General features: G+C 67.4%; 23 protein-coding genes. 16 read left to right on the plus strand and 7 right to left on the minus strand.

The features are described 5' to 3' along the window. The first annotated feature begins 4 nt into the window (after nucleotides 1-4). The 8 genes from AC5WS7_RS22420 (at nucleotide 5) to AC5WS7_RS22455 (ending at nucleotide 9,142) form a co-directional block, all read left to right on the plus strand. The gene (locus AC5WS7_RS22420) at nucleotides 5-1,423 is read left to right on the plus strand and encodes an MlaD family protein (protein WP_495956524.1); all 1,419 of its coding nucleotides are present in this window, start codon (nucleotides 5-7) and stop codon (nucleotides 1,421-1,423) included. Next, entirely contained in the window at nucleotides 1,420-2,442 is a 1,023-nt protein-coding gene (locus AC5WS7_RS22425) for an MlaD family protein (RefSeq protein WP_495956525.1), read from the plus strand. Before AC5WS7_RS22420 ends, AC5WS7_RS22425 begins: the two co-directional genes overlap by 4 nt. Then, a complete protein-coding gene (locus tag AC5WS7_RS22430) occupies nucleotides 2,439-3,476 on the plus strand; it encodes an MCE family protein (protein ID WP_495956526.1) in 1,038 nt (345 codons plus the stop codon). The genes AC5WS7_RS22425 and AC5WS7_RS22430 overlap by 4 nt, the downstream gene beginning before the upstream one ends. Beyond that, a complete protein-coding gene (locus tag AC5WS7_RS22435) occupies nucleotides 3,476-4,579 on the plus strand; it encodes an MCE family protein (RefSeq protein ID WP_495956527.1) in 1,104 nt (367 codons plus the stop codon). The genes AC5WS7_RS22430 and AC5WS7_RS22435 overlap by 1 nt, the downstream gene beginning before the upstream one ends. Beyond that, nucleotides 4,579-5,754, plus strand: coding sequence for an MCE family protein (locus AC5WS7_RS22440; protein ID WP_495956528.1), 1,176 nt, complete (start codon nucleotides 4,579-4,581; stop codon nucleotides 5,752-5,754). Before AC5WS7_RS22435 ends, AC5WS7_RS22440 begins: the two co-directional genes overlap by 1 nt. Continuing rightward, the gene (locus tag AC5WS7_RS22445) at nucleotides 5,751-6,926 is read left to right on the plus strand and encodes an MlaD family protein (RefSeq protein ID WP_495956529.1); all 1,176 of its coding nucleotides are present in this window, start codon (nucleotides 5,751-5,753) and stop codon (nucleotides 6,924-6,926) included. Before AC5WS7_RS22440 ends, AC5WS7_RS22445 begins: the two co-directional genes overlap by 4 nt. Before the next feature lie 14 nt (nucleotides 6,927-6,940). Then, nucleotides 6,941-7,699 (plus strand): hypothetical protein, encoded by a 759-nt coding sequence (locus tag AC5WS7_RS22450; RefSeq protein ID WP_495956530.1) that lies wholly within the window; start codon nucleotides 6,941-6,943, stop codon nucleotides 7,697-7,699. Between the two features lie 192 nt (nucleotides 7,700-7,891). Beyond that, nucleotides 7,892-9,142 (plus strand): TetR/AcrR family transcriptional regulator, encoded by a 1,251-nt coding sequence (locus AC5WS7_RS22455; protein WP_495956531.1) that lies wholly within the window; start codon nucleotides 7,892-7,894, stop codon nucleotides 9,140-9,142. Nucleotides 9,143-9,173: 31 nt separating this feature from the next. Here AC5WS7_RS22455 and AC5WS7_RS22460 read toward each other — a convergent pair whose 3' ends face one another. From AC5WS7_RS22460 to AC5WS7_RS22475, 4 genes are all read right to left on the minus strand, one after another. Beyond that, nucleotides 9,174-9,824, minus strand: coding sequence for a hypothetical protein (locus AC5WS7_RS22460; RefSeq protein WP_495956532.1), 651 nt, complete (start codon nucleotides 9,822-9,824; stop codon nucleotides 9,174-9,176). A 249-nt stretch (nucleotides 9,825-10,073) separates the two neighbouring features. Further along, nucleotides 10,074-12,095: a glycosyltransferase family 39 protein gene (locus AC5WS7_RS22465; RefSeq protein ID WP_495956533.1), complete on the minus strand. Its 2,022-nt coding sequence runs from the start codon at nucleotides 12,093-12,095 to the stop codon at nucleotides 10,074-10,076. 125 nt (nucleotides 12,096-12,220) lie between these two features. Further along, a complete protein-coding gene (locus tag AC5WS7_RS22470; protein ID WP_495956534.1) occupies nucleotides 12,221-12,937 on the minus strand; it encodes an NUDIX hydrolase in 717 nt (238 codons plus the stop codon). A 65-nt stretch (nucleotides 12,938-13,002) separates the two neighbouring features. Next, on the minus strand, nucleotides 13,003-13,275 hold the full coding sequence (locus AC5WS7_RS22475; protein ID WP_495956535.1) for a hypothetical protein: 273 nt from the start codon (nucleotides 13,273-13,275) through the stop codon (nucleotides 13,003-13,005). A 674-nt stretch (nucleotides 13,276-13,949) separates the two neighbouring features. Here AC5WS7_RS22475 and AC5WS7_RS22480 point away from each other — a divergent pair. The 3 genes from AC5WS7_RS22480 (at nucleotide 13,950) to AC5WS7_RS22490 (ending at nucleotide 16,559) form a co-directional block, all read left to right on the plus strand. After that, the gene (locus AC5WS7_RS22480) at nucleotides 13,950-14,885 is read left to right on the plus strand and encodes an esterase/lipase family protein (protein WP_495956536.1); all 936 of its coding nucleotides are present in this window, start codon (nucleotides 13,950-13,952) and stop codon (nucleotides 14,883-14,885) included. Nucleotides 14,886-15,150: 265 nt separating this feature from the next. Continuing rightward, complete coding sequence (locus AC5WS7_RS22485; RefSeq protein ID WP_495956537.1) at nucleotides 15,151-15,591, plus strand: MerR family transcriptional regulator; 441 nt, start codon at nucleotides 15,151-15,153, stop codon at nucleotides 15,589-15,591. Next, nucleotides 15,588-16,559 (plus strand): NAD-dependent epimerase/dehydratase family protein, encoded by a 972-nt coding sequence (locus tag AC5WS7_RS22490; protein WP_495956538.1) that lies wholly within the window; start codon nucleotides 15,588-15,590, stop codon nucleotides 16,557-16,559. Before AC5WS7_RS22485 ends, AC5WS7_RS22490 begins: the two co-directional genes overlap by 4 nt. Before the next feature lie 45 nt (nucleotides 16,560-16,604). On the opposite strand, the gene mftF is transcribed toward AC5WS7_RS22490, so the two are convergent. Further along, nucleotides 16,605-17,963 (minus strand): mycofactocin biosynthesis glycosyltransferase MftF, encoded by a 1,359-nt coding sequence (gene mftF, locus AC5WS7_RS22495; protein WP_495956539.1) that lies wholly within the window; start codon nucleotides 17,961-17,963, stop codon nucleotides 16,605-16,607. A gap of 382 nt (nucleotides 17,964-18,345) precedes the next feature. Between mftF and mftR2 the strand changes: the two genes are divergently transcribed. Together mftR2 and AC5WS7_RS22505 are read left to right on the plus strand one after the other, a co-directional pair. Further along, a complete protein-coding gene (gene mftR2, locus AC5WS7_RS22500; RefSeq protein WP_495956540.1) occupies nucleotides 18,346-18,990 on the plus strand; it encodes a mycofactocin system transcriptional regulator MftR2 in 645 nt (214 codons plus the stop codon). 58 nt (nucleotides 18,991-19,048) lie between these two features. Continuing rightward, nucleotides 19,049-20,122, plus strand: a complete 1,074-nt coding sequence (locus AC5WS7_RS22505) for a 2Fe-2S iron-sulfur cluster-binding protein (RefSeq protein ID WP_495956541.1) — start codon at nucleotides 19,049-19,051, stop codon at nucleotides 20,120-20,122. A gap of 513 nt (nucleotides 20,123-20,635) precedes the next feature. Here the strand turns inward: AC5WS7_RS22505 and AC5WS7_RS22510 are convergent. Continuing rightward, nucleotides 20,636-21,412 (minus strand): glutamate racemase, encoded by a 777-nt coding sequence (locus AC5WS7_RS22510; protein WP_495956542.1) that lies wholly within the window; start codon nucleotides 21,410-21,412, stop codon nucleotides 20,636-20,638. 73 nt (nucleotides 21,413-21,485) lie between these two features. Further along, nucleotides 21,486-22,670, minus strand: coding sequence for an NAD(P)/FAD-dependent oxidoreductase (locus tag AC5WS7_RS22515; protein ID WP_495956543.1), 1,185 nt, complete (start codon nucleotides 22,668-22,670; stop codon nucleotides 21,486-21,488). 226 nt (nucleotides 22,671-22,896) lie between these two features. On the opposite strand from AC5WS7_RS22515, the gene AC5WS7_RS22520 reads away from it, so the two are divergent. The 3 genes from AC5WS7_RS22520 (at nucleotide 22,897) to AC5WS7_RS22530 (ending at nucleotide 24,960) form a co-directional block, all read left to right on the plus strand. After that, nucleotides 22,897-23,244 carry an SPW repeat domain-containing protein gene (locus AC5WS7_RS22520; RefSeq protein WP_495956544.1) on the plus strand — a complete coding sequence of 116 codons (348 nt, stop codon included), beginning with the start codon at nucleotides 22,897-22,899 and terminating at the stop codon, nucleotides 23,242-23,244. 5 nt (nucleotides 23,245-23,249) lie between these two features. Further along, nucleotides 23,250-23,873, plus strand: coding sequence for a TetR/AcrR family transcriptional regulator (locus AC5WS7_RS22525; RefSeq protein WP_495956545.1), 624 nt, complete (start codon nucleotides 23,250-23,252; stop codon nucleotides 23,871-23,873). Nucleotides 23,874-24,009: 136 nt separating this feature from the next. Further along, nucleotides 24,010-24,960 (plus strand): hypothetical protein, encoded by a 951-nt coding sequence (locus AC5WS7_RS22530; RefSeq protein ID WP_495956546.1) that lies wholly within the window; start codon nucleotides 24,010-24,012, stop codon nucleotides 24,958-24,960. The last annotated feature ends 92 nt before the right edge of the window (nucleotides 24,961-25,052 follow it).

Here is a 25,052-nt window from a genome sequence, read left to right on the forward strand (position 1 = left end):
GGCGATGATTCTCGATCCCAGCGGCAGAGGCGCCACCGCCCGCCGGCTCGGTCTGGCGGGCATCGCGATGATCCTGGCGCTGGCCGGGTTGCTGTATCTGCTGATGTTGCGCTACACCGGCCATTTCACCGAGAAGGTGCCGGTCACCGCGATGCTCACCAGCACCGGAGACGGACTGCCCGCGCATGCCGACGTGAAGTTCCGCGGCATGCTGGTCGGCACGGTCGATTCTGTGGACGTGGTCGCCGCGGGGGTCCGGCAACGTGCCCTGATAAATCTGAAACCGGCTGTGGCCGAGACGATTCCGGCCAACGTGACCGCACGCGCCATACCCAGCAACATCTTCGGCGTGACCGCGATCGAACTGGTCGACAACGGACCGGACACGGCCACCCTGCACAGCGGGATGACCATCGCCGAGGACACCGGGGCGCCCACGATCGCCTTGCAGACCACCCTGGACACGCTGCGCAACGTGCTGGACAAGATCCAACCCGAGAAACTGGGCCGGGTGCTGGCGACGTTGTCCGCGGCACTGGACCCCTCCGCCCGCGCCCCCGGCTCCACGGTCGAGCGCCTGGACACCTGGCTCACCCAGGTGCACGACATCCCGCACATCGGCGATCTGCTCGGCAATCTGGGCCGGGCCTCGCAGGCGCTGAGCCAATCGGCGCCGGATCTGGTGGGTGTACTGGCGCAGTCGGTCACCACCGCGCGGACCCTGACCGAGAAGCGCTCGAATCTCGTTGCGCTGCTGACGAATGCGTCCGGTGCGGTCGATTCGGTGAACGCCCTGTTCGCCCGGAATCCCAATTCCGGTAAATACCTGGTCTCAGGTCTGGACGGCCTGTTCGGCAGCCTCGCCGGGGACCCGCAGGCCATCCCGTTCACCGCCGCGAATCTCAACACCGCGCTGCGGCGGTTGCAGGCGGCTTTCCATTACGGCCCGCAGAAACAGATGGTGTGGACGATGGACGTCACCTTCACCCCGTTCCAGCAGTACACGGCCAAGGATTGCCCGCACTACGGCAGTCTGCGCGGCCCCCGCTGCGGCGGGCCCAGCGTCCCGGCCGTCGCACCGCCGCAGCAGTATCCGGCCTCGATGCTCCCGCAGTGGCTCGACGCGGCCGGGCCGAAACCGCTGCCGGCGCCGGCTCCGGCCGCCGCGGTCCCCGGACCGGCACAGCCGCTGCTGCCCGGTGCGGCGCAGCTGCCCGGCCTCCCCCGGATTCCCGGTATCACCGCACCGGCGGCCGATCACGACCGAACCGACTCCGGCGCAACGCATCCCGCATCGCTGCGTGGTATGGCCGCGGTCGACGCGGTGGTCGGCGGCAGACCGAACATGGCGCAGGTACTGCTCCTGGGCCCGGTGCTCTCGGGCGGACACCTGACGGTGAGCGAAGGCGGTGCGGCGCGATGAGATCGGGCAAGACGGCAGCCGGATTCGGCCTTTTCGCGATCGTCGCGGTGCTGCTCACCTACACCATGTACTCGACTCTGCAACGGTCGGTTTCCGGTACGACGCAGAGCTATTCGGCGATCTTCACCGATGTGCTCGGCCTGCGGGTCGGCGACGACATCCGGATGGCCGGGGTCCGGGTGGGCCGGGTCGACAAGATCGATTTCGGTGACGATTACCAGGCCAAGGTGGATTTCCGGATCGAATCCGATCAGCATCCGACCGATACCACCAAGGCTCTGGTGCGGTATCAGAATCTGATCGGCCAGCGGTACATCGCGCTCATGCCCGGCCCGGAACCCGGTACGCCGCTGGCGCCGGGCGGAACGATCCCGGTCCAGCACACCGAACCGTCCTTCGACGTCTCGGCGCTGCTGTCCGGATTCGAGCCGCTGTTCTCGGTACTCCAGCCCGATCAGGTGAATTCGTTGTCCAAGACGCTCATTCAGGCCTTGCAGGGTAACGACGTATCGATGAGCGAGCTGATCACCCAGGCCGCGCAGTTGGCCACCACCTTCGGTCAGCGCGACAAGATCCTCGGCGACGTGGTGACCAACCTCAGCTCGGTCATCAGCGGCCTCGCGCACCGCAGCGGCGACCTGGAAACGCTGATCACCCAGACCCGTTCGCTGATGGACGGCCTGTACGCACAGGGCTCCGCGTTGAAGAGTTCGGTCGATCGGGTGGCCGCGTCGACCGATTCGCTGGTCGGGCTCATCTCACAGGTCAAACCCGGTGTGGCCGCCGCGCAGAACAAGGCCACCAGCGGTATCGCACTGCTGTTGACCAACGGCGCGGCGCTGGACAACGCGGCGGTCGAACTGCCGAACTTCCTCAACCGGGTGGCGCAGTTCTCCGGCAACGGCGCCTACGGCAATGCCTATCTGTGCAGCCTGGACGTCTCGCTGTGGGGTGTGCTGCTCCCGCCGGGGCTGTTCTCCCAGGTCGGCGGCAACTCACATTCGGAGGTGTGCCGATGATGGCACGAATACCGCTGCCCCGACCGCGGCCGGTGCGACTGCCCGGATTCCTCGGCAACAAGTTCCTGCGGCTGGGCCTGCTCGCGGCTGCCGTCGTGGTTGTCCTGCTGGTGGGTTCCAGTGCGTTGACCCAGGTCAAGCTGGGGGACAAGACGATTCACGCCGAATTCCAGCAGGCGGCCGGTCTGCGCGCGGGCGCGACCGTGGACGTCTCGGGTATCGAGGTGGGTTCGGTGCGTGCGCTCCGGCTCGCGGGGACCAAGGTCGTCGCGGACCTGCGAGTGCGTCGCGACCTGCGGCTGGGCCCCGACGCGAAAGCTGCGATCAAACTGGAGACCATCCTGGGCCGGCTGCACGTCGATCTCACACCAGGCAACGGAAAGGGACTGCCGGACAACACGATCCGCCTGAGCAACACCAGCGTCCCGTACAATCTGAGCAAGGTCATCCGGGATCCGGAGTACAAGAACTCTTTCGACCGCATCGAGCAGCTCGACCCGCAGCAGATGCGCACCGCGCTGGACGCCCTCGACAAGCAGATGGGCAATTCTCCGCAGCTGGCGGTGCAGGCGCTGAACAGCATCGGCGAGCTGGCCAAGGTGATCAACGACCGCAAGGGCGAGGTCGACTCGCTGCTGAAGGGGATGGACTCGGTCTCGAAACTGGCCGCGGACAACCAGAACAGCGTGCTGATGCTGCTCACCCGCGGCGAGGCGATCGGCGCGGCGGTGCAGAAACGCCAGGCCCTGCTGAAGCGGTTGCTGGACAATGTCGCGGCCCTGTCGAAGCTCTTCCAGGACATGGGTCTGGAGAACAATTCCCAACTCGGCCAGACGATTCGCGATCTGAACACGATGTCCGAGGGCCTGCAGAAGAACAAGGACAACCTGGACCGGCTGTACCAGATCATGCCGGTCACCCTGCGTCAGTTCAACAATGTGCTCGGCAACGGCCCGTACGGAGATGTCTACGCGCCGTGGGTGTTCCCGGACAACTGGCTGTGTTTCGCACACGCCGTACAGGGGTGCAAGTGATGAGAGTGCGCGCACTGGTAAAACTCGCCGCGGTCTGCGCGCTGACCGGGCTGGCCTCGGGATGCTCGCTGCTACCGGGCAGCCTGAGTTCGATGTCGGGTCAGTATCTGGGCTCGCACCGGCACATCAGCGCCGATTTCGAGAACGTCGCCGGGCTGTACGCCGGTAACGAGGTGGACGTGCTGGGAGTGCCGGTCGGCAAGGTCGACTCGGTCGAGGCCCAGGGCAGTTTCGTCCAGGTGACGATGAGTATCGATCCTGGCGTGCAGATTCCCGCCGATGCCATGGCCGCGCTGGTGAATCCGCAGTTGATCACCAACCGGCACATCGAATTGTCGCCCGCGTATTCGGGTTCCGGTCCCGTGCTGGCCGAGAACGCCCATATTCCGCTGCCGCGCACCAGGACTCCGGTCGAACTCGATCGCATCCTGCAGACGTTCGACCAGATCGGCACGGCGTTGAAGGGGGACGACCAGACCGGGCCGATGGCGAGCCGGGTCCTGTTCCCGCTGCTGAACGGCAACGGGGACAAGCTGCATCAGACCCTCGACGATCTGTCCTCGGCCTTCCAGACCACTCTGGCGAACAAGGACCAGATCTCCGAGACCATCGTCAAACTGAACGACATCACCCAGGTGATCGCCCAGAACGACTCGACGGTACGGGATTTCAGCGGCAGGCTCACCGAACTGGTGGATCTGCTCGGACGTCAGGCGCCCGGTCTGCAGGCCGTGCTCGCACAGCTCGACGCGTTCGTCACCAACACCTCGTCCGTGGTGGGGCAGAACAAGGACCAACTGGCCGGTGCGCTGAACCGGTTCGTGGCCATCAGCAACCAGATGCGCGCCAACGCACGCAATCTCACCGAGGTCGTGGACGTCGGCCCGCTGATGTTCCAGAACCTGGCCAACGCGACCAGCACCGAACATCAGGCGCTGCGCCTGCACGGCCTGCTGGACAAATCCTTGCTCGACGGCGAGGCGCTCTCGACGTTCTGCGAACGCGTGCAGATGCGCCTGGACGGCTGCCGCACCGGCAAGATCGAAGATTTCGGCCCGGATTTCGGGCTCACCGCCGCACTGCTGGGGATCACGAGAAAATGATGCGACACATCCGAGTCCGGGCCGCGGCCGCGCTGGTGACGGCCGCCGCACTGTGCGGCGCGTCGAGTTGTGCGGTGACGGTGCAGAACCTGCCGATGCCCAAACCCGGTATCGGCGGGCCCGGCTACACCCTGCACGCCGCCTTCCAGGACGCGCTCAACCTGCCGGACCACGCGCACGTCCGGATCGGCGGCAGTGATATCGGCACCGTCACCGGGATCACGACCACGAATTTCATCGCCGACGTGCAGATGCGGATCCGCGACGACATCCGGCTCCCCACCGGCACCACGGCCGAGTTGCGCCAGGCCACCCCGCTCGGGGACATGTTCGTCGCGATGACGCTGCCCACCGCGCAGCAGGCCGGCCCCGAGCTGAAGCCGGGCGCGACGATCGGCCTGGATCGGACCGGCACCGCGGCCTCGGTGGAGCAGCTGATGATGTCGATCGCCATGCTGGTCAACGGCGGCGGCATCAATCAGGCGGCGCAGATCACCGCGGAGATGAACTCCATGTTCGGCGGGCGCGCACCGGAACTGGCGCATCTGCTGTCCGAGCTGACCACCGTGATCACCGATCTGAACAAGCGCACCGGCGATATCGACGGCGCGCTCGCCGGGATGAACGCACTGTCCGGCGAATTGGCAAGGCACAAGGCCGAACTCGGCGCGGCGGCCGATACGTTTCCGAAACTGCTCGGCCTGTTCGACGAGAACGACCAGCGCATCGTGGACCTGACCACCAAGGTGGCGACCACGATGGACGCGATGGGCGATTTCACCGAAACCACCGGACCGCAATTCCTGAGCCTGTTCGACAGCATTCAGCAGCTGATGTCCGGATTCACCCAGATGGGCGACAATTTCACCCAGTCGCTCGCCGAACTGCACACGCTGTATCCCTCGCTGATGGCGAGTCTGCGCGGACCGGTTCTCGCGGTCGCGGCGACGGTTTCCTATCTGAGCGTCGGCGCGCTGACCGATCCGAAGGGCAGCCGCTGGCCCGAGGTCGGTGATGTGCCCGCGTTCATCGGCAGTCTCGCGCAGGTGCTGGCGAAGGTGTTCGGACGCGTCACCAGTCCCCCGCAGGCTGTTCCCGGAACACCCTCCAGCACAACGAATCCCGCGCTCCCATCACCGATTCCGGGGGTTCCGGTGCAGGGCGGTGCGCGATGAATCCGCCGCTGTGGCAATGGCTGGTGCGCAGGCGCGTCGTCCTGGCCAATTTCGGACTGATCCTGGTGTTGGTGCTCGGATCAGGCTATCTGGGCCGGGAAGTGCTGCGCTTGCACCCCTTTGCGCGCACCTTCCACGTCACCGTGGATCTGGCGAACTCCGGCGGACTGCTGCCCGGCGACGACGTCACCTTCCGCGGCACCCGCATCGGCAAGGTGAGCGATGTGCGCGTCTCGGGCGACGGCATCACGGCGGTCGCCGCCATCGATGCGGGTGCGAGGATCCCGATCGGCGGCACCGTACACGTTGGCCGGTTGTCCGCTGCCGGTGAGCAGTACCTGGACTTCCGCCCCGACGCCGACACCGGTCCCTACCTGACCGACGGCTCGACCGTCGAACGCGCGCGCACCAGCGTGCCCGTCCCGATTCAGAACGTGCTGACCGATATGAGCGGGCTGATCAGCGGAATGAATCCGGACCGGCTGGACGTCGTGATCGACGAGCTGGACGAGGCGCTGGCCAGCGGCCCGGACAAGATGCGCAACATGATCGCCGGAATCAGCACGGCCACAGCGGGATTGAGCAATCTGCTGCCGCAGACCCGGCAGCTGATCGAGAACCTCGAGGTCATCGCCGACACCACCCAGCACGCGCAACCGGATCTGAGCACTCTGACCGCGCGCGGCACCGCGCTGTTCCAGCAGGCCGGCGCGGCCGACGGGGAGATTCGCAAACTGCTGGACCAGGGACCGGGCGAGCTGGCCACCCTCGGTGGGGTCGTCACACAGAATCAGGATCCGATGACCGATCTGGTGATCAACTTCGTCGCCATCACCAAGGCGGCCAAATTGCGTCAGCCGGCCATCGAAGCGCTGTTTCCCGCACTGCGACAAGGCATCCAGGCACTGGGCGTGCCCGCTCACGACGGCAGCTATCACACCCTCATCGATCCCTGGCCGCGCCCGACCTGCGACTACAAGACGATCCCCGTGGCGCCGACCGATATCGCCGACACCCGCGTCCGCCTGTACAACTACTGCGTGACCGACAACCCGGCCCTGCAGGTGCGCGGCTCGGCCAACGCTCCCCGGCCCAACGTCCCCGACAACGGCTCCGGCCCGCCCCCGGGCGTCACCGGTAACGAACTGTCCCGCCCCATCTCCGGTAACTGAGGAGCCGAAAACCCATGAGCGACAAGGTAACCGAATCGCCGTCCGCGGAGCCTTCGTCCGCTCCGGCCGCGGGAGATCCGGCTCCGGGAAAAGATTCCGAGCCCACCGCCTCGAACGTCTCCGATGGCTCCGCCGATCCCGGCAGCGATGCCCGAGCTCCCGAAACCGACAGCGCCGGTGACGAATCCACCGACTCGCAGTCGTCGGCCGATATCGGGACCGCGACGGAATCCGGCGGTACCCGCCGAATCCATCGCCCCCGCCTCGGCCGGGCCGGCCGGATCGCGATATCCGGTGTGGTCGCGGTGCTGTTCATCGCGGCGGCCGCGTCGAGTGTGTACTTCTACCTTCAGGACCAGCACGGCAAGCAGACGCTGTCCGCACGGGAACAGGCTCGCGACACCGCCTGCAAATACGGCCCGGTACTGGCCACCTACGACTCGAAACACCTCGACACGTACTTCCGCGCTGTCCTCGCGGGTGCCACCGGGGACTGGCACAAGCAATTCGACTCCACCAGCAAGGACCTGCGCGACGTACTGGTCAAGGGCGAGGTGACGACCACGGTGAGCGATGTGCAGTGTGCGATCGTCTCCGGCGATGCCACCTCCGCGCAGGCCATCGTGGTGGTCGGGCAGTCCATCAGCAGCCTCGGCACGCAGGGCAAACCCGAACCCGGACAGCTCTCCATCTCGATGCGCCTGCAGAAGGACGGCGACCGCTGGCTGGTGAACAAGGTCGACTCCCCGCTGACGACGCCACCGGGCTCCTAGTGGTACCACGGATACGACATGACGGCCGCCGGTAGCACAGGTCGGCGACATATCCCCTGCTGGCTACCATGGCGATCATGAACACTCCGGGAATGCCACGGCGGTGAACCCACCGCGACGGCAACCCCTCAGCCGCGTGCGCGCACCGAAATCCGGCGTGCGCGCGCCGTCACCGAAAGACAGGCCAGCACTGTGAGCCGAGGTCAGCGCGGTACCGCGCACTCAGCAGAGGTATCGAAGACCGGAAAACCCGAACGGGTGATTCGCCGCCGCCCCAAGAATCGCCGGGCGCAGATCGCGGCGACCTCGGCGGCCGCCTTCGGCTCCCTCGGCTATCACGGCGTGAGCATGGAGGACATCGCCTCCCGCCTCGGCATCTCCTCCGCGGCCCTGTACCGGCACTATCCGAGCAAATACGCGCTGTTCCGCGAGGAACTGCTGCGGTTGGGCTCGGGCACCGTCGCGACGGTCACCCTGCCCGACGAGTCGGCGGACTGGACTCCGGAACAGCGCCTCGGTCACGTGATCGACGCGATGATCGCCGACACCATCGCCAATCGCCCGACGGTCGCGCTGACCCGCTGGGAGCGACGATATCTGGACGACACCGACCGCGAAACCCTCGATGAGCAGTTCCGCACATCGATCGCGGTGGTGCGCAGGTTGATCGACGATCTGCGCCCGGAGCTGAGCAGCCGGGACAGCCTGGTCTGCTCGGTGACATTGTTCAGCGTGATCAGCAGCATCGGTGACCACCACGCCGCACTTCCGGTGAAACCGTTGACGGCCGTGCTGAATTCGGCCGCGTGGGCGGTGGTCCGCGCGGATCTGCCCGAGCCTCGAGCCGACCCGCGCACACCCCGCGCGGTGGAGATCCCGCAATCGTTCAAACACGAACTGCTGCTGAAGAAAGCGGTCGAGCTGTTCCACGAGCGCGGTTATCCGAACGTCAGCGTCGAGGACATCGCCGCGGCCGCGGAACTGTCGGCGGCCTCGGCGGTGTACCGCTACTACCGCAGCAAGAGCGATCTGCTGGCCGCCGCGTTCCGGCGGGCCGCCGATCGGATGGCGGGCGCGATCGGACCGGCGACCGCCTCGTCGAACAGCCCGGCCGAGGCGTTGTCGAAGCTGATCGATCTGTACGTCGCCGGTTGTTTCGCCGAGCGCGAGCTGACCTTCGTCTACTACGCGGAATTCGGCCACATTCCGGCCGAGGAGCGCACCATGCTGCGCAACGTCCAGCGGCTGATCGTGGCCGAATGGGTGACGCTGCTGGTCCAAGTGCGTCCGGAGCTGTCCCAGGCCCAAGCCCGCATCCTGGTCCAGGCCGCCTTCAGCCTCGTGGTCGATCTGGGCCGTGTCTTCGGAGAGGGTGACCGGATCTGCCCCCAGGACCGCGTCATCAGCCTGCTCGAGGTGACCTTGTTCGGCGAACCGCACTAGCTGCGCCGCGCTCCGATTCGCCTGCGCTACTTCAGGATCCGAAACGCGGCCAGGGATAAAACGCCAGGTGCAGCAACAGGATCACCAGGAGGGCCAGGATGATCGCCGCGATGGGATGCGCGCGGCGCTCCAGGTAGCCGATGGTGCGAAACAGCGTGGGGAACGGCACTTCTCGCGCGAAGAACATCGCCAGCACACTGGGCACGATCACCCACAGCACCGCGATGAGTCCGTAGAGCACGTACGCGCCGACGTAACTGCCCGGATGCATCTGCCGGGCGCCGGCCGCGACGACGAGACCGGCCACGAGTCCGGCGATGGCCACCACGAGGTACCAGCCCATACCCTCGGTTCGCACGGCCTCCGCGTCACGGGTGGCCCGGCCGTTCACCGTGGTCTGCTGACCCGCCACGACCCGCGGTAGGGACGGGTGCGTAAGCAACTGCGGCACAGCGTAATACCCGAGGACGACGATCACGAAGACCACCACCAGGCGCACCCAGGAATGCGCCGCCTCGAGATGTCCGATGGTGGCTGAGATCGTCGGCCAATCCCCCACGCCGAACACCGAAGCCAGCTCCGGTCCGGCGATCGCCAACGCCGCCAGACCCCACATCAGATATCCCCAGTATTCAGCCGACCAGCCGCGAATCTCCCGCGCGTCGGCCACAACCTCGCTCATACCCCTGGTGTACCACCGGCGACCGGCGAATGCCCTGCCTCGCGCGAACCAGATGCCACACCGACACCTGTCCGCGATGTCCCGCCCCCGAACGGGACAACACCGGAATCCGGTCGCGCAGCCTGCCGTACGAAGAGCACCGCCCCGGGTCGCATCCGCACATCGTCGGCTCCGCTCACTCGATCTCGGCCGCAACGCGATCCGGTGATCGACGCCGCGCCGAGTCACTGCCGCCGCGGACTTGCGAACTCACCCGCGCGGCGGGACCGTCAGGTCGTATACCCGCATCCGGTCGACGCTGATCGGGGTGTAGTGCGCCTGCACCCATGCGGTGATCCGGCCGCCGCTGGTGCTCGTATCCGAAGCGGCGCTCGGACTTTCGGGACGGGTGGCCGTGGCATCTCGGTGCACGCTCGCGGTGTGCGCGTCGTCCGCGTCCGGCGCGGTGGTACCTCCGGTGCCGCGCGACTGCGGGCGGGCGCTGGTCAGGAAATAGTGCACCTCCCCGGCGGCGACGTACTGTTCGAACTGCGCCAGGGTCGGCGAATCATCCCGGCCGCTGAATCCGCCGATGGCCAACAGCGATGCGCCCGTGCGTAATTCGATGGCGCTGACCTGTTGCGAGCCGACGGCCGCAGCGGCCCAGCGGTTTTCCGCATCGGACAACATCGCATCCAGCCGAGGGGCGCTCTGGGTCGTGGAATCATGCCCGGAACCGTTGCCGCGCAACCGAACCGGTCCACTGTAGGGGCTCCCGCCACTGTGCGGCAACGCCACGGTCTCGACCGCGTAAGCCGCCGGACCGGACAGCCCGGCGATCAGCGCGACGGCCGCGGCCACGACGCCGAACCGCCGTACGCGGGAGACCGGCACGAGCAGCAGCGCCGCCACCGCGAACCCGGCGATCACCAGTGTCCATCGCAGCCAGGGCAGCCAGGTCGGCGTCGCATCCAGTAGGTGGAACACCCACGAGCCTGTCGCCGCCGACATCGCGGCCAGACCCGCCCGGGCCGCCCAGTGCTCGCGCCGCCGCCACAGCAGCGTCCCGCCGACCGCGCCCAGCGCCGCCAGGGCCGGAGTCAGTTCGATCGTGTAGTAGGTGTGGAAAGAGCTGCTCATATAGCTGAGCACCAACCAGGTCCCGGCGAGCCAGCCGCCCCACAGGATCAGCGCGGCGCGGGCCGGATCGGTACGCGGCGCGCGGCGGGTCGCCCACAGCCCGGCCAGCAGCCCGATCACCGCCGCCGGGACCAGCCAGGCGAATTCGGTCGCCGGCGAATTCTGCAGTAGCCGCAGCAATCCGGTCCCACCGTGGGCCATCCCCCCGAACTGCGGCGCCTGCGCATGCACCGCCACATGCGCACTCCCGGCGTGTTGCCTGCTCTTGTCGCCCAGGACCCGCCCCAGCCCGTTGTAACCCACGGCCAGGTCCCACAGGCTGTTGTCGGTGGACCCGCCGATGTACGGTCGCGCGTTCGCCGGCCATACCTGGACCAGCGCCACATACCAGCCCGCGGAAACCAGCACCGCCAAACCGGCGGTCAGCAGTTTTCCGATCCTGGACCAGAATCCGCCGGGCATCGCCACCAGTACGGCCAGCGCCAGTCCCGGCAGCACCAGGAACGCCTGCATCATCTTGGCCAGGAACCCGAAACCGATCGCCACACCCGCGAGTGCCAGCCAACCGGTACCGGCCGACCACCACCGCGTCCCCGGCGACCGCAATGCCCGCACCACGCAGTAGGCCGCCGCGACGACCAGCAACATCATCAGCGCATCGGGGTTGTCGTAGCGGAACATCAACGCGGCTACCGGGGTCAGCGCCAGGGCCGCACCCGCGACCAGCCCGGCGGCATATCCCGCGCACCGCCGCACCGCGCCGTACAGCAGCGCTACCGTCGCCACGCCGATCAGCGCCTGCGGCATCAGCATCGACCACGCCGTGAAACCGAAGATCCGCCCCGACAACGCCATCACCCACATCGCGGCGGGCGGTTTGTCGACGGTGATGCCGTTGCCCGGGTCGAGCGAGGCGAACAGCAGCGCCTTCCAATCCTGGGTGCCCGCCTGCACGGACGCGGCGTAGAAGGGATTGGTCCAGCCCGCGGAATTCAGCCCCCACAGATACAGCACGGCCGTCGCGATCAGCAGTCCGGCCAGACCCGGGCGTACCCAACGTGGCCGGGCGCTACCGGGAGCCGGCCCCGTCCGCGCTCCGGGTGCATCCGCGTAGCCCTCGGACACGTCGCCGACGCCGGACATCGACACCATCTTCCCGCCTTTCTCCACGGATTCCCCCGTTCGTCCGCCAGAGCGTAGGAATCCCGTCTGGCAGGCTCGCCGTGCCGTGGCTGGGAACTTGCTGTGCGGGACATATGTCCAGCGGCGGGGCGGGGTCAGGCTGCCTGTGGCCGCATCATCGGCGGACGCAGCGCCAGGGCCGGTCCGGCCCGGTACAGCTGGGCCGGACGGCCGCCGTCGCGGGTGCTGGTCCGTCCGGTCGCCTCGACGAACCCGGCTGTGCTGGTCACCTTGCGATGGAAATTGCGCGGATCGATCTCGGTCCCCCACACCACCTCGTACACCCGCCGCAGTTCGGCCACGGTGAACTCGCGGCCGCAGAACGCGGTGGCCAACGGCGTGTATTCGAATTTCGCCCGGGCCCGCTCGACCCCGTCGGCCAGGATCCGGTGATGATCGAAGGCCAGCCGCCCGGGATCGGCCAGTATCTGCTCGGCGGACCAGATCGCCGCGGCGGTGGCATCTCCGCCCGCGGTGGGCGCGGGCAGATTCGGCACCAGCGCCAGATAGGAGGTGCTGATGACCCTGCCGCGCGGATCGCGGCCCGGTTCGCCATAGGTGGCGAGCTGCTCGAGATGCATCCGGTCCGCGCGGATGCCGGTCTCCTCCCGCAGCAGTCGCACGGCCGCCGCCGAGAGGCTCTCGTCGGTCTGCACGAATCCGCCCGGCAGCGCCCACCTGCCTCGATACGGTGCGTACAACCGCTGCACGAGCAGGGCACACAAGGTGTCGTTGGGCGCGTTCCGGGCGCCGAGCGTGAGCACGACGAGATCGACGGCGACCGCTGCGTTGAGGCGAAAAGCATTGGCCATGACCGAGATTGTAATCGTCACCCTGACGATAACAGGCGGCGCGGCAATGCTTCCGCCTCGAATGATCAGTTCATCACGACGGGCATGAACGGCGCGTAGTCGCGCACATGCCCCTCGACCCAATCCCACAGCGACACCGGATCCACCGCGACGCCGCGCTGCAGGATCAACCGCCAGCCCTGCGCCTCCTTCTCCCACACATCTCCGTCACGATCCAGGTAATAACCCGCCGCACTCGGTTCGGCGGATCCACTGTCGTTAAACACCAGCACATCTCCTGACTGTTGTTCCACCAGGATCTCCGCGACGTTCCGCCGCCGGTTCCAGCTCTGGCTCATTACAGCGCACCCCTTCGTACGACAACCTCGAAACGCATTTCCGAGACACTCTTCCGAACGACTCCGGATCGAATTGACGCCAACCTTCAACTCGGGATCAACAGCGTATGCCGACATTAACAAAACCTGTCCGCACCTTGGGTTACGTTCGAGCTACGGCCCTCGTTTCGCGCCAAACGGGAGGTTCGCCGAAGACAAAAGACTAATGCTCCGAGACGGGCGATATGCCCGAAGGCGGGTATGACCGGCCGGGGTGACGGGACAACAAGACGCCGACCATGTTTCGTTCGCTTGTTTGCAGACACAACTCACAGAGTTGTAAGTAGATCGAAGAATTACGTTTTCATAAATATTCAGCAACCATACGGCATGCCCTCGCGATATTGATCGCGCGAATCCACCGCCGCGCACCCCGAACCGCCACCGCCGCCTCGAGCGCCGTCCGCGCGGACCCCGCGGCGGCGAACGCACCCCTTCCAGCGGCGCGTTTGCGTCACCACGCCGTATACCCATTGACATGGGCAGATGACGCTGGTGCGATAGGGACAGTTTCGGGGGGCGGCCCGATGTACGGGTAGGGGGCCCGTCCCGCCACGGAGTCCGGTCGGCGGCACGACGCGCCGGTAACACCGGGCCGGGGATGGTTCGGACAGTATCGAAAGGCTGTGCCGCAGATGAGGACAACATTGTTGCGCGCTCGAATCACGCTGACGGGCATCGCGCTGGCGGGGGTGGCGGCGCTGGCGGCCACACCGGCCGCCGCGGCGCCGAGCGGCCCATCGGCGGCGCCCGGTGCCGAGTCGCCGATCCGGACCGATACCTCGGCGATCCCGGCGGGCACCGTGATCGAACCGGCGGTGAACTGCACACCCGGCCCGCATCGGCCACATCCGGTGATCGTTCTCCCGGGCGCCGACGGGACCACCGAACAGACCGCGGCGCAATGGAATCCGATGCTCACGGCGTTACGCGCGGACGGCGGCTGCGCCTTCGTATTCCAGGGCGGCATCATCAAGGGGCAGCGCTGGGCCGGCGATGTGCCCAGCGAGGCGCGGCAGGTCGCCGATTTCATCGCGAAGGTCCGCCGGACCACCGGCGCCGACAAGGTCGACATCGTCGCGCATTCGGCGGGCACGTTCGTCGCGCAGTACTACCTGAAGGTCCTGCACGGCGCGTCGTCCGTCCGCGACGCGGTACTGCTCGCACCCGAGTCGCGCGGTTGCGACGGCGCGGGTCTGCTCGCCCAGTACGGCATCACGAATCCGCCGATGACTCCGGTCCAGGCGGCCGAGGTCGCGCCATATCTGGTGTCCGCGTTGGCGATCATGTTCCCCGGCATGGCGCCGGCCATGCAGATGTCTCCCACCTCCGAGGTGTATCGGGCGGTGTTCGACGGCACGGTCACCCAGCCCGGCGTGCGGTATTCGATCATGGCCACGCGCAAGGACCGCATCGCCACCCCGGCGGTGACCTGTTCGCTGATCCAGGAGCCGGGAGTGGTGAACGCCGTGTACGAGGATCGCTTCCCGACCGCACCCGCGGTCGATCACTCCACCCTGCGCTCGAGCCCCGAGACCGCGGCCTGGGTGGTGGACCAGCTGAAGTCGTAAGGACGCCCCCACGAACCTCCGCCGGTGCCGCACCTTCCCCGGGACCGGCACCGGCGAAGCATTCGGTGATCCCGCCCGCATCCCGCGAGCACACCCGGACCACCTCAACGTCCAGAATACGCGGGCGTCCGGGCCTGGCCTCAGCTGCGGCACCGCCACTCAGCTGCCGAAATGCCGAACCAGCTATGCCCTTTCGCGTGGGTGTCCGCACTCACAGCACAGCAGCCCTTGACTTCAAGCGCTTGAAGTCTGTTCTCCTGCATGTATGGCATTCACCATCCAGGACGCCGCCCGGCGCAGCGGGCTGAGCGAACCGACACTGCGTTATTACGAACAGGTCGGGCTGATCGGCCCGGTCGAGCGCGATCCCACCAGTGGACACCGCAGATACCACGAGCAGGATCTCGACAATCTGCAGATTCTGGCGTGTCTGCGAGCCGTAGGTCTTGGCATCGCGGAGATGCGCACATACCAGGCGAACCGATCCCGCGGCCACGACGCGGCCGGTGAACAGCGCGATCTACTGCTGCGCCACGCCGAGCGAATCGAGGCCGAGATCGAGACACTGCACGTCCACCTGGACTATCTGCGAGCCAAGGCCGCGCTGTGGGATGCCCGCGATCACGGTGACGCTGCCGCCGAAGCCGAGGCGAACGAACGAGTCCAAGGTATGTACCCCCGAATGGAAGCGATGGTATTGCGATGAGCCGAGTTCTGGTGACCGGCGGGACCGGCTATCTGGGCACCCAGCTGATAGCCGCACTTCTGCGCTCGGGCCGTCCGGTTCGCACGACGGTGCGTTCGCTCGAGAGCGAGTCCCTGGTACGCGCGTCGGTGCGGCGAGGCGGCGCGGACGATAGCGACCTGGAGGTCGTCGCCGCCGGATTGACCGCGGACGACGGCTGGGCCGAGGCGACCGCTGGATGCGAGGAAATTCATCACACCGCCACCCCGATGGTCCACTCGCAGGATCCGGACGACGTGATCGTTCCCGCGCGAGACGGCACACTGCGGGTACTGCGCGCCGCGCGAGACGCCGGCGCGCGCAGGGTCGTGCTGACCTCGTCGTTCGCGGCGGTCGGCTACTCGCCCAAGCCCGGTGCGGAGTACACCGAGCAGGACTGGACCGACCCCGATACCCCTGGCCTGGCCCCCTACCCGCGATCCAAGGCGATCGCCGAGCGCGCGGCGTGGGACTTCATCAAGCGCGAGGGCGGGGATACCGAACTGGTCACGGTCAACCCCACGTTCATTCTGGGCCCCACCCTGGTCACGCAGGTGCGTTCGTCCCTGACCCTGACCAAATCAATGCTCGACGGCACGATGGCCGCCGCGCCGAGACAACGTTTCGGCGTCGCGGACGTGCGCGATGTCGCCGATCTGCACATCCGCGCCATGGCCGCCCCCGAGGCCGCGGGCAAACGCTATCTTGCCCTGGCCGACGGCCCGACGATCAGCTTCCTGGACATGGCCCGAATCCTGAGCGAGCGCCTCGGCGCTCTCGCCGCCCGCGTACCGGCCGAGGAAGCCCCGGGCGCCGAACCGCCCCGGCTGGTCATCCACAACGACCGGGCGAAAACCGAACTCCAGTGGTCACCGCGCCCTGCCGAGACCACGATCGTGCAAACCGCCGAAAGCCTCCGCGACCTCGGCCTACTCGACCAGGCGCAATGAGCGGCGCCACGTCCCGGCAGCATCGACCGTGCCGAACGGCGGCAATCAGGCCCTGCACCATCCCATCCACAAACCGGTGCCGTAGGCGAGGTCGTCGAGCCGTTTGCAGATCAGATAACGCACCGGGTCCAGGCCGCCGGGGTCCCGGTGGGTGAACCAGTCGGCAAGGCCGTCGGCGGCGGCCATGGTGAGGGCGAATCGGCGCAGCCGGGCGGAGAACACCATGGCCACCACGGTGACCGGCCAGTAGTCGCGGCACATCGCCGAGACGATGCGCCACACGCCCCCGGAATAGCCGCGCGCCAGGGCGAGCGCGGCCACCCGGGTCGGATGGTCGAGTTCGGCGAAGACCCGGCGCAGGCGCACGAGTGCGGCGGCGAGCGTCAACACGGCACCCAGCACGCTGATCCTGGAGGCGATCCCCAGCAGAACCGTCGCGACGACGGCCCACAGCGGCACCGATCGGGGCGCCGCGGTATCGGGATGCCGGCGTGCCAGCGGCGCGACCCCGGAGCCGTGGGACACCTTGCGCCCGAACCACTTTCCGAACGACACCGGATGATCGCAGGCGACGTGGGCGGCCGGCTCGTAGCGCAGCCGCCACCCACCCCGCTCCAACCGGCGGCACAGGTCGATCTCGACCGCGGAGAACATCTCCTCGTCGAATCCGCCCTCGGCGAGCACCGCGCGACGCCGCACCAGCAGCGCCGCACCGGGCACATAGGACACCGCACCGCGCGAACTCACCTCGGCCTCGCGGCGACCCCGATCCAGCGACGACCGGGTCTGCTCGTATCGGCCGAGCACCGTGTCGGCCGGTTCGCGCGCGACGATGCGCGGGGCGACCAATGCCACCTCGGGATCGCTGAAATGTCCGAGCATCACCTCGAGCCACCCGGCCCGGGGCACCACGTTCGAGTCCAGGAATGCGACGAATTCGGTTGTGGCCGCCCGTAATCCGGAATTACGCGCGGCCGCCGGACCCTGTCGGCGGTCGTGCCGCAGCACGGTCACGCGGCATCGGCCGCCGGTGCGCGGGATGGCCACGGGCCGGTCCGAACCGTCGTCCACGATCACCACGCTGTGCCCGCGCAGAGTGCGTAGCAGACGTCGCAGACCGTCGGTGTCGTTGTGCAGCGGCACCACGACGGTCACCTCCTCCGGCCGCGGCAGCAGGCGCGGGCGCGGATTGCCGACACCGGCATCGAGCAGCCGTCTGGCAACCACGGCGGACTTCGGATCGGTCACCTCGAGGTACCCGTCGCCGATCAGGGCGGCGGCATCCGGCGCAAGTCGCAGCAACCTCGTCGGCGAATCACCGACGAGGAACCTGCCACCGGAATACGCGCGCACCCTTGGATCGATCCGCACCCCGAACCCGTCGGGCAGTCGCTGATGGCGCATTCCGGAAATGTTATGCGCTGTCGGTCGTTCCGGTGCAGGGTGTCGGGAAAAACGGATCGCATTCGGCGGGAACAGCCCGGCAGCGCGCACGGTGCCCGCCGACTCGCGGCGACACACCCGATCGCGATCAATGGCTATCACACCGCAAACCAACTCGATACCGTCCCGGAACGCATTGCGGCATCGAACAGCTCACAACTGGCTATTGGGATGGCGCGGCCGCACGAATGTGCGCGGCCAGCGAGTGACACACAACCGAACCTCGGCCGAGCCACGCGCTCTAGACTTCGGGGAGAAAGCACGGTGAACAGCTACAGGACGAGCACGCCGTCGAACGAGCGGGCCACCGGCACAGTCTCGAGGTGTTATGGGAGTCGGACGGATGCAGACCAATGGGGGCCGTAACGCCGGAGGCGCCGCCAATCAGACACTGTCGGAATCGGAGATCGTGGAGGCCGCGCTGCGCGTGGTACGTCAGGACGGCGTCGAGAAGTTATCGATGCGGCGGTTGTCCCGCGAACTCGGCGTCTCTCCGATGGCCCCCTACTACTACGTCGCCGACAAAAGCGAACTACTCGATCTGGTGGCCACCGCCGCATTGACCGGTGTGCGCAAACCCACCCGGGAATCGGGTCCGTGGCAGCAGCGCCTGCGCGAACTTGTCGATCAGATCGACGAAAAATTGCGCAAGCATCCGGGTCTCGGCGATGTTCTGATCGAACAGATGCTGGGCAAACAACTCGATCTGATCGGCGCCGTGATGGAAATCCTGTCCGACGCCGGATTCGACGATCGCGCCGTGCTGTCGGCATATGCGACGATCCATACGTATCTGTTCGGGCGCAGCCGGGTCAATCCGCGTGACCGCGCTGCCCTGGCCGATGCCACGTTGCCCGACGCCATGGCCCGCGCGGTCAAGCACATGGGCGACCTGCGCGGCCGATATTCCTACGACTTCGGCATGGACGTACTGATCTCCGGTCTGGAAGCCCAGCTTGTCCGGCGGCAGGAGGGCTGCGTATCATGAAATTAGAACACGTTCTAGTTTGATGCTTTCACGTGAACGCCCGGCCCGAGAGGACGTTATGACCACCGCCGACCCTCGACACGATCCCGACGTACCGCACAGCTCCCGTTCGGTGATGCTGCGGGTATCCGAGGTCGTCACCGAGACGGCCGATGCCTGTTCGCTGGTCTTCGAGGTGCCCGCGGAGTTGCGCCAGCGGTTCGAATACCAGCCCGGTCAATTCCTCACCCTGCGCATCCCCAGCGAGCTGACCGGCTCGGTGGCACGCTGCTACTCCCTGGCCAGCTCACCGCACACCGACGACGCACCGAAGGTCACCGTCAAGCGCACGGCCGACGGGTACGCCTCGAACTGGGTGTGCGACAACGTCCGGGCCGGGGACACCATCGAGGTGCTGCCGCCCTCGGGCGTATTCACCCCCAAGGATCTGGACGAGGATCTGCTGCTGTTCGGCGCGGGCAGCGGTATCACGCCGATCATGTCGATCCTCAAATCGGCGTTGGTCGGCGGGAGCGGCCGGATCACGCTGATCTACGCGAACCGGGACGCCGAATCGGTCATCTTCGCCGCGGAACTGCGCGAACTCGCGGACAAATATCCGCAGCGGCTGGTGATCGTGCACTGGCTCGAAACCCTGCAAGGCCTGCCGAGCGTGGAGAAGCTGGCCGCGCTGGCCCGGCCCTTCGCCGAGCACCGGGCGTTCATGTGCGGACCCAAGCCGTTCATGGACGGTGTGCACGATGCCCTCGCCCAACTCGGCGTCCCGCGCAATCGCACCCATGCCGAGGTATTCAATTCCCTCGCCGGAGACCCGTTCGCGGATGTCGAGGAAGAAGAGGTCAGCGAGGAGGAGGCCGCCGCGGCCGCCACCGTCGACGTGGAACTCGACGGCGAGGTGCACAATCTGCAATGGCCGCGCAGCAAGACACTGGTCGACATCATGCTGAGCAAGGGCCTGGACGTGCCGTACTCCTGCCAGGAGGGCGAATGCGGCTCCTGCGCCTGCACCGTCCTCGAGGGCAAGGTAGAGATGGACAACTCCGAGATTCTCGACCCGGAGGACATCGAGGCCGGCTACATCCTGGGCTGTCAGGCGCACCCGGTCACCGACCACCTGAAAATCCAGTTCTGAATATTTGGTCTCCGTATTTTTGGCCTCCGCTTCGCTCCGGCGGGGTTTCGGCGCTGTAAGGCTCGTCGTTCAGCCCTCGAGACTCGGCCTTCGGCCATGCGCTTCGAGGGCTGAACGACGAGCCCGCGCCGAAAACCCTCGGAGTTGGCGTTACTGAACCTATCGCTTCGCGGGCGACTCCCGGCCGAACAGAGACGCTTCGCCGCTGGGCACGTTGACCTTTCGCCTCGCTTCACTTCGGCGGGGTTTCAGTGCGAGCCACCCTGAAAGACCTATGGGGTGACAGCGCTTTGAATCTTTGGCCTCGCAGGCGAATTCCAGCTCGATGGAGACGCCTTCGCCGCTGGGTACGTTGGATTTCGCCGCCCTTCGCTTCGGCCCGTCTTCAACCAGGCTGAGCGGTGTCTTTGCGCTCGAAGTTCGGGCTTCGCCCATACGAATTCGAGTGAAGAGGATTCTGCACCGGGTGGACCGATGCCAGAAGACTTACTTCGGCCGTGAGGAGTTGAGCGGTCAGGCGGTGGTGACTTGTGCGGGGGCGCCGAGGACTCGCCCGGCTTCGAAAGCCGATGCGCTGGTGGGCAGTTCGCCGGGGCGGCCGCTGTTGAATACGGTGACCGTCCCGGAGCCGGAGGTGGGGCGGCCGAGCGCGTCCATGCGACGGAGGGTCTGCACCGCGACGGCCTCGGCACTGTCGAACAGTCGCACGCCGGGCGGCAGCGCGGCCAGAATGGCATCCATGACCAGCGGGTAGTGCGTGCAGCCCAGGACGATGCCCTCGGTGCCGGACGGGGTGAGCGCGGCGGCCTCGGTGATGGCCTGCTCGATTCCGGCCGGATCGCCACGATCGATCGAATCGGCGAGGCCGTGACAGGCCACGCCGGTCACCTCGGCGTCGCCGCCGAATCGGGCGATCAGATCGGCCTGATAGCGGCTCGCGGTGGTCGCGGCGGTCGCCCACACCGCTACCGTGGCGCAGACCGCGGCCGCGGGTTTGATCGCCGGAACCGTACCGATCACCGGGACGCCCGGACCGACCTCGGCACGCACCTGTTCCAGGGCCGACACGCTGGCGGTGTTGCAGGGCAGCACGATGACTTCCGCACCCAGCTCGATCGAGCGGCGAGTCGCGTTCAGCACCCGATCCACCAGCCAGGATTCGGGCTTCGGGCCCCACGGCGCACCGTCGGGATCCAGTTGCAACAGCAGGTCGAGATCGGGCCGCAGCCTGCGCAACCAGGCTCCGGTGGTCAACAGTCCGAGGCCCGAATCGATCAGCGCGACAATCACACCCGCCACTGTATTAGCGAGCGACATGCTGCCCGCGCCGCACCCTGCCCTAGGGCGGGACGAGCCGGGTACTTCAGCCGACCCGCTCGCCGGGACGGGTGTTGGCGGCGAGTTCGGCCCGCATCTTCATCACCTTGCCCGCCTTGCCCGCTCCGACAACCGCGGTGAGCACACCGTCGGTGAGGTAGTGGGCGAGGAATTTGCGCCCGTCGTCCTCGACGACGCGGATCTCGTCCGCCCCGCGGGTCGAACCCAGGACCTGGATCTTCACGTCGTACTGATCGCTCCACACGTACGGCACGCCGGCCGCGGGCCCCTCGGCGCCCAGGAGCGCGGCGGCCAGCACCTGCGCCTGTTCGCCCGCGCTGGTCCAATGTTCCACCCTGCGATGCGCCCCGCTCTTGCGCCAGGCCGCGACATCGCCGAGCGCCCAGACGTTCTCGACCGAGGTGCGGCCCGACTCGTCGGCCAGGACGCCGCCGCCCGCGGACCGATCGGCCAGCGGGATACCGGATTCGGCGAGCCAATCGGTCGCCGGGGCCGAACCGACGCCGATCACCACCAGATCGGCCTCGACGGTCGAACCGTCGGAGAGCCGCGCACCGCGCACCGCGTCATCCTCGACGACGAGCGATTCCAGACCGACACCGCAGCGCAGGTCGACGCCCTCGGCTCGATGCAGCCGCCCGACCAGTGCACCGACCTGCTCACCGAGCGAGGCGGCCAGCGGGGTCGGCTGCGGTTCCACCAGGACGACCTCGACGCCGCGGGAACGGAAACTGGCCGCCAGCTCGCAACCGATGAAACCCGCGCCGACGACCAGCGCGCGGGACGCGCCGGCCAGTCCGTCGCGCAGTCCGGCGGCATCGTCGTGACTGCGCAGCACGTGTACCCCGGCCGCGTCCGGCAGACCGGGGATCCGCCTGGGACGCAGGCCCGTCGCGATAATCAGCTGGTCGTAGTCCAGGCTGTTCCCGTCGGCCAGCAGCAGCCGCTGCGCGACGATGTCCACACCGGTGGCCGCGACGCCGAGGCGCACCTCGATATCGTTCTCCGCGAAGAATTCCGCCGGGCGCAGCGTGGTGTCGTCGGTTTCCCCGCGCACGAACTGCTTGGACAGCGGCGGCCGGTCGTACGGCAGGCGCACCTCGTCACCGACCAGAACCAGCCCGCCCTGATATCCGGCGCGCCGCAGTTCCTCCGCGGCGCGCAGCCCGGACAGCCCCGCACCGACGATCACGATCGGACGGGCGCTCATCGGATCGCGCCGAGTGTCGCGCGGGCAATGCGGATCTCAGGTATCGAAAGGTGCACGGTATCCAACTTATTCTAGAACACGTTCTAATTTCCACACTGTGATCACCGACACGTCCAGGACGTGCCGGATATCGCCACCCAATTGTGCCCGGCCGAGTATTGATCGGGCGGTCAATCAGAGTTATACCGGAAATCGAAGCCACATCACCGCCCCGAGGAGGCAGAACATGTTCACCGAATCCCGTGCTCAGGACTTCGTAGCAGTCGTGCTCGGTGTCTACACTGCGTTGTCGCCGATATGGGTCGACCACAACGATCGCGCCTTGTGGACGTTGATCGTGCTCGGCGTGCTGATCGCCCTGAGCGGTCTGGCGCAGATGGCACGTCCGGCGATGACCGGTTTGGACTACGCCATGGGCCTGCTGGGCGTCCTGCTGTTCATCGCGCCGTGGGTCATGAATTACAGCTCCTACAACGGCGCGGCCTGGACGTCCTGGATCGTGGGCGTACTGACCGTCGTGGTCGCCGTCGCGGCCCTTCCGCAAGTAACGGCACGGATGCATACTGCTCACTGATGCACATGACCGAACCCCATCGAGCGGGGCGCCGCCGGAGTAAGAAGGTCGACGGCGACGCCCGCCAGCTCATCCTCGATGCCGCCGAAAGCCTTTTCGCGACAAACGGATTCGACGCCACCGCGACCGCGGCGATCGCCACGGCAGCGGGCGTCCCCAAGGGGTTGGTCTTCTACTACTTCCCCACCAAGGACTCGATCCTGTCGGCGCTGATGGCCGAGCGGATTCCGGCCAACCCGCTCGACGACATCGACGCCGTCGTCTCGCCGGGTGATCCGGCCAGGAGCCTGATCGCCCTGGACGCCGCGCTGAATCTGCGCGATCACCATTCCTCGGTGTTGCGCGTCATCATGTGGCGCGAGGCCGACACCCATCCCGATGTCCGTAAACAGTTGCGGCGCATGCGCGGTCAGCTGCTCGACATCACCGCGCGAGTGCTGCAGGCCAGTGCGCCCGGTCCGGTGCAGCCCGGCACGTTGCGCGCCTGCGCGGGAGCGTGGGTTTCGGCGATGCTGGCCATCGCCACCACCGACCGGTTGCACGCCCTGGACGGTCTGAACCTGCCGACCGCCGAGGAGATCCTGAACATCTCGCAGGTCGTCGCCGCGGGTATGACCCACCTGGGCTGACTGTTCGGGCACTCGCCGCCGGGTTCCGGGCGTGGCGAAACGGACCGCGGGACGGTGAATTATCCACACCCCCCGAGTTGTCCACATTCGTCCCGAGGCGCGTCCGAAAGGGCTTCGGCGCGCCGATGATCGGCCTATGGCAACCCCGCAACCGATCTCTCGCCGCGATGCCCTCGCCACCGGGCTGTCGGATTCCGATCTGCGCAGACTGTGCCGGCACGGCCTGTGGCATCGCGTCCGGACCGGGCACTATCTCAGCGCCCCGGCCGAGACGCTCAGCGCGGCGGACCGGCATCGAGCACTGATCCGGGCGACCATCGCCGCAACCGCGGATGTCGCGGTGATGAGCCATGTTTCGGCGTTGATCGGACACGACCTACCGACCTGGCGGATCCGGCTGGACCGCGCCCACCTCACCCGCGCCCGCCGCAACGGCGCGCGGATCGGCCGCCTGCTCGTGGTGCACGCCGGGCAGCTCGCGCCGGACGAGATCGTCACGGTGGAGGGGGTCCGCTATACGACCGCGGCCCGCACGATCGTCGACATCGCCCGGACCGAGGGCTTCGAGCAGGCGGTCGCGGCCGGTGACGCGGCCCTGCACCGCGGCGCGACGACCGCGGCACAGCTGCGCGAACAGCTGCACCGGGCACGGGCCCGCCCCGGCTACAAACAGGCCGCGCAGGTACTGACCTTCCTCGACGGCCGCAGCTCGAGTGTCGGCGAATCCCGTCTGCGAGTGGCGGTGGCCGCGGCCGACCTGCCCGCACCGGAGGTGAAGGCCCGAATACTGAGTCCCGACAACAGTTTCGTCGCCCGCGTCGACTGTTTGTTCCCTCAGCTCGGCGTCGCGGTCGACTTCGATCCGCGGCCGGAGCCCGGACGCGATGCCGAGGCCGCCGAACGTGCCGCACTCGCCGCCGAACTGCGCGACGACCGGCTGCGCGTCCTCGGCTGGATCCCGGTCCGATGCACCTCGAGCGAACTCGATGACGCCGGGGAGGTGGCCCGCCGGATCACCACCGCCGCCGAGGCCGCCGCCTGTCTCACCCGCCACGGGCGGTGGGTTCCGGCGCCCCGGCTCCGATGAATTCACACCGTTCGTATCTTCCCAGCTACCAAGCGAATCGAGTGCGCCTGTGGATAATCCGACGACCCGCAGGCTCGCATACCACGGATGTG

Source organism: Nocardia sp. PLKS1-43, from assembly GCF_059510335.1.

Excerpts from the sequence above, each read along its gene's own strand:
- AC5WS7_RS22420 (WP_495956524.1), top strand. The coding sequence starts at position 5 with ATGATTCTCGATCCCAGCGGCAGAGGCGCCACCGCCCGCCGGCTCGGT.
- AC5WS7_RS22425 (WP_495956525.1), top strand. The coding sequence starts at position 1,420 with ATGAGATCGGGCAAGACGGCAGCCGGATTCGGCCTTTTCGCGATCGTC.
- AC5WS7_RS22430 (WP_495956526.1), top strand. The coding sequence starts at position 2,439 with ATGATGGCACGAATACCGCTGCCCCGACCGCGGCCGGTGCGACTGCCC.
- AC5WS7_RS22435 (WP_495956527.1), top strand. The coding sequence starts at position 3,476 with ATGAGAGTGCGCGCACTGGTAAAACTCGCCGCGGTCTGCGCGCTGACC.
- AC5WS7_RS22440 (WP_495956528.1), top strand. The coding sequence starts at position 4,579 with ATGCGACACATCCGAGTCCGGGCCGCGGCCGCGCTGGTGACGGCCGCC.
- AC5WS7_RS22445 (WP_495956529.1), top strand. The coding sequence starts at position 5,751 with ATGAATCCGCCGCTGTGGCAATGGCTGGTGCGCAGGCGCGTCGTCCTG.
- AC5WS7_RS22450 (WP_495956530.1), top strand. The coding sequence starts at position 6,941 with ATGAGCGACAAGGTAACCGAATCGCCGTCCGCGGAGCCTTCGTCCGCT.
- AC5WS7_RS22460 (WP_495956532.1), bottom strand. The coding sequence starts at position 9,824 with ATGAGCGAGGTTGTGGCCGACGCGCGGGAGATTCGCGGCTGGTCGGCT.
- AC5WS7_RS22465 (WP_495956533.1), bottom strand. The coding sequence starts at position 12,095 with ATGGTGTCGATGTCCGGCGTCGGCGACGTGTCCGAGGGCTACGCGGAT.
- AC5WS7_RS22470 (WP_495956534.1), bottom strand. The coding sequence starts at position 12,937 with ATGGCCAATGCTTTTCGCCTCAACGCAGCGGTCGCCGTCGATCTCGTC.
- AC5WS7_RS22475 (WP_495956535.1), bottom strand. The coding sequence starts at position 13,275 with ATGAGCCAGAGCTGGAACCGGCGGCGGAACGTCGCGGAGATCCTGGTG.
- AC5WS7_RS22480 (WP_495956536.1), top strand. The coding sequence starts at position 13,950 with ATGAGGACAACATTGTTGCGCGCTCGAATCACGCTGACGGGCATCGCG.
- AC5WS7_RS22485 (WP_495956537.1), top strand. The coding sequence starts at position 15,151 with ATGGCATTCACCATCCAGGACGCCGCCCGGCGCAGCGGGCTGAGCGAA.
- AC5WS7_RS22490 (WP_495956538.1), top strand. The coding sequence starts at position 15,588 with ATGAGCCGAGTTCTGGTGACCGGCGGGACCGGCTATCTGGGCACCCAG.
- mftF (WP_495956539.1), bottom strand. The coding sequence starts at position 17,963 with ATGCGCCATCAGCGACTGCCCGACGGGTTCGGGGTGCGGATCGATCCA.
- mftR2 (WP_495956540.1), top strand. The coding sequence starts at position 18,346 with ATGCAGACCAATGGGGGCCGTAACGCCGGAGGCGCCGCCAATCAGACA.
- AC5WS7_RS22505 (WP_495956541.1), top strand. The coding sequence starts at position 19,049 with ATGACCACCGCCGACCCTCGACACGATCCCGACGTACCGCACAGCTCC.
- AC5WS7_RS22515 (WP_495956543.1), bottom strand. The coding sequence starts at position 22,670 with ATGAGCGCCCGTCCGATCGTGATCGTCGGTGCGGGGCTGTCCGGGCTG.
- AC5WS7_RS22520 (WP_495956544.1), top strand. The coding sequence starts at position 22,897 with ATGTTCACCGAATCCCGTGCTCAGGACTTCGTAGCAGTCGTGCTCGGT.
- AC5WS7_RS22525 (WP_495956545.1), top strand. The coding sequence starts at position 23,250 with ATGACCGAACCCCATCGAGCGGGGCGCCGCCGGAGTAAGAAGGTCGAC.
- AC5WS7_RS22530 (WP_495956546.1), top strand. The coding sequence starts at position 24,010 with ATGGCAACCCCGCAACCGATCTCTCGCCGCGATGCCCTCGCCACCGGG.